7 protein-coding genes are annotated in these 7,951 nt (G+C 57.9%); 2 read left to right on the top strand and 5 right to left on the bottom strand.

Annotation, left to right across the window (positions count from 1 at the left end):
* Positions 1 to 497: 497 nt before the first annotated feature.
* The 3 genes from Q7U39_06700 to Q7U39_06690 form a co-directional block, all read right to left on the bottom strand.
* Positions 498 to 842 carry a hypothetical protein gene (locus Q7U39_06700; GenBank protein ID MDO9117626.1) on the bottom strand — a complete coding sequence of 115 codons (345 nt, stop codon included), beginning with the start codon at positions 840 to 842 and terminating at the stop codon, positions 498 to 500.
* 67 nt (positions 843 to 909) lie between these two features.
* Positions 910 to 1,161, bottom strand: a complete 252-nt coding sequence (locus Q7U39_06695; protein MDO9117625.1) for a hypothetical protein — start codon at positions 1,159 to 1,161, stop codon at positions 910 to 912.
* A gap of 315 nt (positions 1,162 to 1,476) precedes the next feature.
* The gene (locus Q7U39_06690; protein MDO9117624.1) at positions 1,477 to 2,835 is read right to left on the bottom strand and encodes a DUF3422 family protein; all 1,359 of its coding nucleotides are present in this window, start codon (positions 2,833 to 2,835) and stop codon (positions 1,477 to 1,479) included.
* Positions 2,836 to 3,104: 269 nt separating this feature from the next.
* Between Q7U39_06690 and Q7U39_06685 the strand changes: the two genes are divergently transcribed.
* Both Q7U39_06685 and Q7U39_06680 read left to right on the top strand, forming a co-directional pair.
* The gene (locus Q7U39_06685) at positions 3,105 to 4,559 is read left to right on the top strand and encodes a caspase family protein (GenBank protein MDO9117623.1); all 1,455 of its coding nucleotides are present in this window, start codon (positions 3,105 to 3,107) and stop codon (positions 4,557 to 4,559) included.
* A gap of 63 nt (positions 4,560 to 4,622) precedes the next feature.
* Positions 4,623 to 5,480, top strand: a complete 858-nt coding sequence (locus tag Q7U39_06680) for a hypothetical protein (GenBank protein MDO9117622.1) — start codon at positions 4,623 to 4,625, stop codon at positions 5,478 to 5,480.
* A gap of 48 nt (positions 5,481 to 5,528) precedes the next feature.
* Here Q7U39_06680 and Q7U39_06675 read toward each other — a convergent pair whose 3' ends face one another.
* On the bottom strand, positions 5,529 to 7,214 hold the full coding sequence (locus Q7U39_06675) for a hypothetical protein (GenBank protein MDO9117621.1): 1,686 nt from the start codon (positions 7,212 to 7,214) through the stop codon (positions 5,529 to 5,531).
* An 85-nt stretch (positions 7,215 to 7,299) separates the two neighbouring features.
* The gene (locus Q7U39_06670; protein ID MDO9117620.1) at positions 7,300 to 7,917 is read right to left on the bottom strand and encodes a hypothetical protein; all 618 of its coding nucleotides are present in this window, start codon (positions 7,915 to 7,917) and stop codon (positions 7,300 to 7,302) included.
* Between the last annotated feature and the right edge of the window lie 34 nt (positions 7,918 to 7,951).

Raw genomic sequence — 7,951 nt, 5'->3', positions numbered from 1 at the left:
ATCGCTCGCGGCGGGTGGATTTGCGATACGGCTCGAACGTGGCCTCGGCAAATGTCGCTTGCTGCATGGACGCGCCTCCAGTTCAGTGCGATATTTCTCTTAGCACATCAGGCGAGGCGAATAAATCAGACCTTCCCTAGAACTGGGCGGGGACTTCCGTTCAGCAGCGCTCGTCGGAATTCGCTCGGTGGATTCGTCGGCATCGTCAGTGTCTATATCGGACTCAGTCGTTTCTCCTTCAGCAAGGAGATCCTCGATTTGCCCTTCCGTGCAGGTCAACTCTTGCGGGCTCGAGACTGAAGGCGCATGAGTTGCCGGCGCATTCTTCTCCAGCGTCGGTTTCCGAAGATCGTCTTTCATCATTTCCCTGCTTCCAATCCTGCGCACATTCGATGCGGCTCGCCTAGCAAGACCGCTCATTCACCGGGTTCGGGATCTGCTACATGCGGCACAGCGGCACACCAGCGTCCTCGTGAAGACACTGGCATGCCCTACCGCTAGCACCACGTACGATGGACTTCGCTCACCCGTTCGGTGCCGTCCACCAGGTTAATTTCCCATTTCACATCGTCCGGGATGGACACCACTTTGAGGTCAGCGCAATGACCGTTCGCTTCGGATGCCAGCTCCTCGACGACCCGCACGAGATGCTGATCATCCCGCGGAATCATCATCCCGCACTGATTTAAACTGGGTTCGCGCACGGCCGCTGCATTCGGCCAATACACCCCGGGATCGGACTCTCCCAAGGCCTCCGCCTGTCCCAATTCGCGCAACCGTACAAATGCTTTATGGCTCACACAGAAGTTTTCGTAGCTCGTATTGATCACGATCTTTTTCATGATACTCACCCCCGCTTGATAGGACTCATACGACTGAGACAGCCACTCACTCTTGAGGCAACGAGACCTAGGAGCTTGCTGCCTTCGGTTCAGGATCCTTGTAACCGATATAGTTACCGGTCCATGTCGAATAGCGGCGATTCGCCCAGGTGCTGACTTCTTCTTTCTGCACTTCCCCATACCGCTTCTGGAGCACCGTGCCGAACTTCGCCACATCGCCCGCGATCTCGACGAGATCTTCGTCTGTGATCTTGCCCCACGTTGTCTTGAGCGGTTTCTTCAGTTGTAGCCAAAACTGTCCGAACTGTTCCTGGTTCATCGGGTCCCCCTTGGTATGTGGATAGTCAACCCCGGCATCTGCAGGAAACAGACGACGGGCGCAATGCGCGACCGCATTCGGTCAGTAGAGACGGAAGTACCGGCGTAAAAGCGGCGGAGACCGGAGAATCAGACGCGCAGGAACATTGCAGGAAAGGAGGCGCGAGAGATGGGACAGTCGACGAGGCTCGCTACGTCATCTACACCCTACAGGGCCTCAGGGGGAGAGTCAATGGCAGACCGGCGCTGAGAACCGGGTAACGCCGCGCAGTCAGCCGCACGCACACCCCGTCGCGATGAGCTCCTGCCAGACTGATTAGGCGTGAGGCTTTTCAGCCTGCAGCTTCTTATGAAGATATTTCCGACTCAGCGTGGTGATGAGAAACGCGAGGCCGACGGCAACCGGGACAAACACGGCAGAGGCTACGTTCGGGTTATGCATCCACCCCAGTTCATGGAGGCCCTTGAACATATATCCGGCAAGCCCGCTGAGATAGTACGCGATCACAATCACCGACAGCCCTTCAACGGTATGCTGCAGGATTGCCTGGCTCTTCGTCGTCTTGTCGACACTCATCAACAACGCCAGATTCTGAGATTCCAGCATCAAATCGACACGGGTTCGGATGATGGCAATCATCCCCTCAAACCCGCTACTCAACGTCTCGATCCGCTTTAACAACTGCTGATACCCGTCCGCCACGCCGGTCACACCGCTCAGGATGTAATCGGACAGCGGCCGATGCGGAGCATAGGGCCGCTCGACCATGGACGCGAGAGTGGCATGCACGATCTTGTCGTACGGCACCGCCGCCGACAATTCAAAATGGAGCTTCCCGGCCAGCCGATTGGTCTTCAACAGATCTTGCGTCAAACTGTTCAGCCACCGCTGCAACGCCAGCGCGTCAGCATGACTGATATGCCCGGTGATGATTTCCCGCTGCTTGAGATGGACTTGCTCGAACTTGTAGACCGAATCGATCGCGGCTGAAAACAGCGGTTTCTGCATAAGCAGCAAGTGATAGTACGTCTCGATCCTCACCACGGCGTCCACGATATTCTTGATGTGCGACACATCAATGCGTGTGGACCCGACACTCACCAGGTACCGCTCCCGCCGATGTTCATCGGGCGTAAAACTGGTCACCACCGTCGTCTCGTCGTCGAAAATCCGGCTGCCATAGGCCACCGGGCCCGGCAGAATCTGATGTAACTCATCACGCGAGGGAATCGCATCGGCCCTCAGCACAATATCCAACCGGCAGACCTCGGTCCCCAGCGGGGTAATCGAAAACCGATAGTCGGGAAAGGTCAACGGTCCGAACGTCAGCTGACTGCCTGGCGTTCCAGGCAAATGCCACAATTGATAGCTGTAATATTCCGTATGCGCCTGCCACACGACGATCAAGCGATCCCCGTTGGCCTCGACCTTCACCGCGTAGCCGAACGTCTCCCGCAACACCGTATGGTTCGGCGCCATCTGAAATGATTCAACCAGACGGCGAAACTCTTCCCGGCTCGCCGGGCGCTGCGTCGGAGGATCGGCCATCCGAAACGCCTTGTAGTGCACATGCGCCGGCACGCGCAGCCATTCCGTCAACGGAATTTGCGGGCGCTCATGTAACTTATGGATGAGATCCTCTCCAGCAATTGTCATCTCAGCGTCGTGATCCACGATTTCCTCCCTACCTTTAACTATCCTAAGACAATTGCCTATGCTTTTTCCATTCAAAGACACCACGTCGGATCCTAATGAGACACCACCTGCCCTGGATCAGATAACTTCTATTGGGTGCAGCACGCTCATGACCGCTCGAGAACTTCGCCATGCTTCAACTTGTCCCCCTACCGCCACTCAGAGGCCCTTGATTGCATGCCAATTCTGCCCTGTTATATACTTTCGCCGTCGTTTCCAGACGCCCTCACTCAGCCATCGTGAATTGTATGAGATTTTCCGTCCTCGTCCTGACGCTTTGGCTCTTCACCCACATTTCTCTGCCCCCCTCCTTGCTCTTAGCCGCGGAAAACCCCATCCGTAAACGAGGGGCCAGCCCGGCCGTGAAATCCGTTCCTGGAGAAGTTCAGATCCAAGGCGAGTATTGGGCTCTCATTGTCGGAATCAATGAATACCAAGGCCCGCCTAAACTCAAGACCGCCGTCGCTGATGCAACGGGAATCCGCAACGTCCTGGTCGAGCGATATGGCTTCAAGCCGGACCATGTCAAACTCTTGCTAAACGCCGAAGCCACGCGAAGCCGTATTGAGGGCGCCTTTATCCGGCTCGCCCGCGAAGCGGCCCCCTCCGACAGCGTGCTGATCTACTACGCCGGCCACGGGCAAAACAGCGAAGATAACCAGCTGGCGTGGTGGGTGCCGTACGATGGTGTCCTGGATGAGCCGGGCACGTGGATTCTCGACGCAGCGATCAGAAATTATCTTGCCGCCATGCGGGCTCGACATGTGTACATTGTGGCGGACTCCTGCTTCAGCGGAAATCTCTTTGCTCAAACCCGGGCAATGCTCCCCGCGGTTACCGACAAATATTACGCCAAGCTGTATGCCAAACGTTCACGGTGGGGACTCACTTCCGGAAGCACCGAGCCGGTCGCCGATCAAGGGAAAGACGGACACAGCGTCTTCGCCTACCACCTGCTTAAATTTCTCAAAGAGAACGACGCTCCATACCTCGTGCCCAGCAGTATCGCAGATCATGTCATCCCACTGGTGGCCAGAAATGCGGAGCAGATGCCGCGCAGCCAACCGCTGCAAGGGGCCAACGACGAAGGGGGGCAATTCATTCTCCAGCTCGCCTCCACCGCTCGTGGCTTCGAGGACCAAAGCCGCAAAGTCGAAGAGCAGGCCAGGCAACAGAGGGATAAAGCCCAGGACGAATTACGAAAGGAGCTTGACCGGCTCGCAGAAGACCGGCGGAGGATCGAGATAGAAGCTCAGGAAAAACTGGAAAAGGAGCGGGCACATCTCCAAGACCTCGAACGCCAGTTGGAGAAACAGCGCCGCGATGAGGCCGATGTGAAGCGGCAGCTGGAGACCGAGCACCGGCAGCGACTCGAGGCCGAACGTCAGGCTGCCGATGCCAGGAAAAGCGGCGAATCCGCGGAACAAACCGCCAGGCTACGAGCGGCAGAAGGGCTTCGCCAGTCTGAGGAGGAGGCTAAACGCAAGCTGGCGGATGAGAAACGCCAGCGGGAAGCATTGGAGCTCGCGTTGACCGAACAGCGCCAGCGAGAAACCGAAACGCGCCGGGCACTGGCACAGGAGCAATCGCGTCGGCGCGAGGCTGAACGCCTGGCGAAAGAGGCGCCGTCCAAGTCCCCGGCTTCCGAGCCCGAAGACAAACCGAAGAAAGTCGAACGCGCGCCTTTCGTGGGAGGCTTCTAGCCCCCGAACGCGCGACCACTGTGAGTAAACACCAAGACCCCCAACGATCCAAGGAGGTTTCGCATGAGTATTCAGGGCACACGAGTTCGGTTCGCGACGGGCATTTTCATCGTGGTCATGGCGACCGTGCTGCCATCGATTGATCTCTGGGCAGCCGAAGAACCGGTTCCCGCAAACAAAAGCATCTTCGGTGACCGCTTTTCCCTCGATGCCGGCATGAAATTCTGGGTCGCCAAGTGGCAGACCGCCGGATTTGCACGAGGAATCAGCGCATCTCGAACATCGGATACGACGGCACTCATGGGGCCAAGCGTGACCGGATCATTCAAGCTTCGGGATGACGAGCTCTTCAACCGGTTGTCAGTGAATTTCACCTGGTTGCAGGCAGGAGGATTTGATTTTAGCTCGTTCGGCAACAATGCCCCAGGACTCTCGGGCGGGGCAACTGACCATACCTCCGCCACTCGTCGAGACTATTCGGTCTCGGCAGCGCTCTCAATCTGGCGTGGATTCGGAGTCTTCGCAGGCTACTACCATATGCAGCAACGATTCAGCGGCCAATCACTGTCCTTGACTGTCCCAACCAGAGAGTCGGTGTGGATCAGCGGCCCCATCGTCGGGGTGTTCGGATCTGGAACTGTAGCCGGTCCGGTCAAAGCATATGGCAACCTGGCCTTGGGATTCTATGACGAGCATTCGGACGCAAGCGGGCAAAAACGCGTGACGGCCAACGCGGTCACCGGGTATTCGGGCGAGATGGGCCTTTCGCTTGATGGTCCGACCTTGAAGACCGGAGCCGGCCAAATCGCATCTGCCATTCAGATGGGATTCCGTGCACAAATCATCAACATTAACAATTCTCCGGCGGCGAACAACGACGTCACCTGGGGACCGACCTTCCAAGTGGTTGCCCGTTTCTAGACCCGGCTTGCGTCCTGGGCGGGTGGCCACATCGTGGACCACCCGCTCCTACTCCTCGATTCGGTAGACGACCCAATCACGCACCACCTGCTTCCCGTCAATACGTACCAGAAGCCCCACGGGCATTTCACGATACCTATCCTCATACACCTGAAACGTTCCCTGCTGAGTCGGCACCACCGCAACAGGGCTCCCGTAGCGTTCTTCCACCTGCTGCACCGACTGCCCGACCATCAGCCCACGGCCGGTGCGCCCCAATGCATCCGGTGGCGCAGTGAGAAAAATAAGCGCGGATCGTTTCTGGGCCTGTCCTCGCAAGACGAGAGTCGCCTGCACCGCTCCCTTCATAGCCGCGACAATTCTAAGCTCCGGCTGTTCGTCGTCAGCCTCCCACCGGCCAAGAACTTTGCTGGAAGCATCAGCCAATAGATCCGCGAGTCGAACATCCGCCACGTTCACCCCTCCAACCGCTTCAGGCTGCAGACGTTTGCGCGCCTTTTCTGGAGGAGAGACGTGAACCGAACCACCTTCGGGAGCCGATAATGCCGCCAAATTTTCTTCCGCGTGCAAACTTCCAAGGGCACGGGCTGCCAGAAATGCCTGACGAGCCCCTTCCCGGTTGCCAAGATGTGCCGCCGCAATCCCCGCGATCAGATGGGCCTGCCTCCGGACAGGGTCGCTTCCGCCATGGCTCGGCATCGCCAGTACTTCCCTCGATTTTTCCAAGGCATGCTTGGGATCGCCTGAGAGATCCAGTACGCAGGCCAGATTGAGAATGGCCGTCGTATAAGATGGCGAGATTCGAATAGCCTGCTCGAGGTGGCGCTTCGCCTGCAGCAGCAACTCCGCTCGTCGTTCCTCAGCCGCCGCGGACGCCCCTCCCCTCCCTCCCCTTGCAGCCAGCCGCGTGTCCGGATCCAGCTCGAGCGGATACACAAACGCCGGCCCGGATTCCGTTGCCCATCGAAACGATTCATTACTCAGCGCAACCGCCGCATTGTTCCACATCTCCGGGCCCGGGAAGTCGGCTCCTATCCGTTCAAACACGCGGGCGGCATTGTGGTAATCCCGCACCAGCGTCAGATGCACCCCGGCTTCAAACAACGGCAGCAGGCGTTGCAATCTCAACCCGGCCTCCTGGGCGGCTGCCTTCCGGTATTGAAGCTGCTCGTAGGCCGGGAGAGTCTTATCGAAGTTGTAATGCCGGTAGATCACGTCGAAGACCTCCCCGGCCACCGAGAGCGGTTGGTATCCCGCTAAGAAACTGTAAAACCCGCCAAAGTAGTCGGCATCCGCCTCGATCCGACGCCGTTCAGCAACATCCGCCGATACCTGTCCGGCAACCATGCCTGGAGACTCAGTGGGTTCACGTTGGCGTTCGGCAAAGGCCTTCCCGAACTCGATCGCCCATGGATGATTACGGTAGAAATGCGCCAGTTCATGTCCAAGAATAAGCGCCAAGGCCTGCGGTGCGGCAGAACCGGGCAAACTGTGCGCAAGATCGTAGAATTCCTCCTCGATCATCACCCGATGGCTTTTGGGCACATATAACGCAATGTCGAACGACGAAGATTTTCCACGGACGATGCGAAAATCCGGAGGAGTCCGATTGTCCCCGATGGCCAACAGTAACGCACGAAAGACCTGCTCCGCCTCCTTGGCCTTCGCATTGGTCCGCGGGAGAAAGTCATCGGCGCGCGCCTGGCCTGGGGTAAAGAGCCACACGAGATGCATAAGAAGTATGCATCCGAATAAGCTGCGCAAGAAGAATGGCGTGATCATGTGGCCCAGACAGACACGGTGCGGACACGAACTGCAACTATGGACCGGGAGCCACTCGAACAGATTCGACAGGGAGATACCCCATCGCGAGGACCTCTCCTATCTCAGACCGGACAACATAGGGGATCACGAATTTCTTCGTGGGATCATAGGGCGCCTGCGCCTCAAAGAACGCCTGGCCGTCACGGAGCGTCCATGTTCCGTCTGACAAGACGGTTGTTCCTGACGGCGGCTGCAGCGTATCGACGGAAGTGATTTGGGCATCGATCTTTTCCACATCAAGAACGGCGCGTTGCAAGTCTTGATTAGCCTGCGCCACATTGGAATCACGATCCTTGGAATCCTTCCCGCCGAATCCAAACGCCTGGTCTCCACCTTGCAAAGATTTCTCCTTAAGAGCGGCGACTTGGATCGCTGCGCCATCTTTCTTCGCAAGCAAATCTGCCCGCGCCTGTTGCGGTGTGGCAATAGACGCCCCCTTGGCGAACTGCATCCCCACCTGGCAATTCCAGGCCTGGGCACCGAATCCACCAGGACCTCCAGGCATCGAGCCGGACACTCCGCACCCGACTTGGGTGGGACACCCATTCGCCCCGAGACACGCCAGGAGAATGGCACCCAGCCAAACCGGGTGAATGGTTGATTTCTGCGTCATACGGGGGACTTTCTCCTTAAATGCCGCGGCGATG

This window comes from Nitrospira sp. (assembly GCA_030653545.1).
In the GTDB taxonomy this organism is placed as follows: Bacteria; Nitrospirota; Nitrospiria; order Nitrospirales; family Nitrospiraceae; genus Nitrospira_D.
The sequence above is the reverse complement of the archived record's forward strand: the minus strand, read 5'-3'. Positions and strand labels throughout refer to the sequence as shown.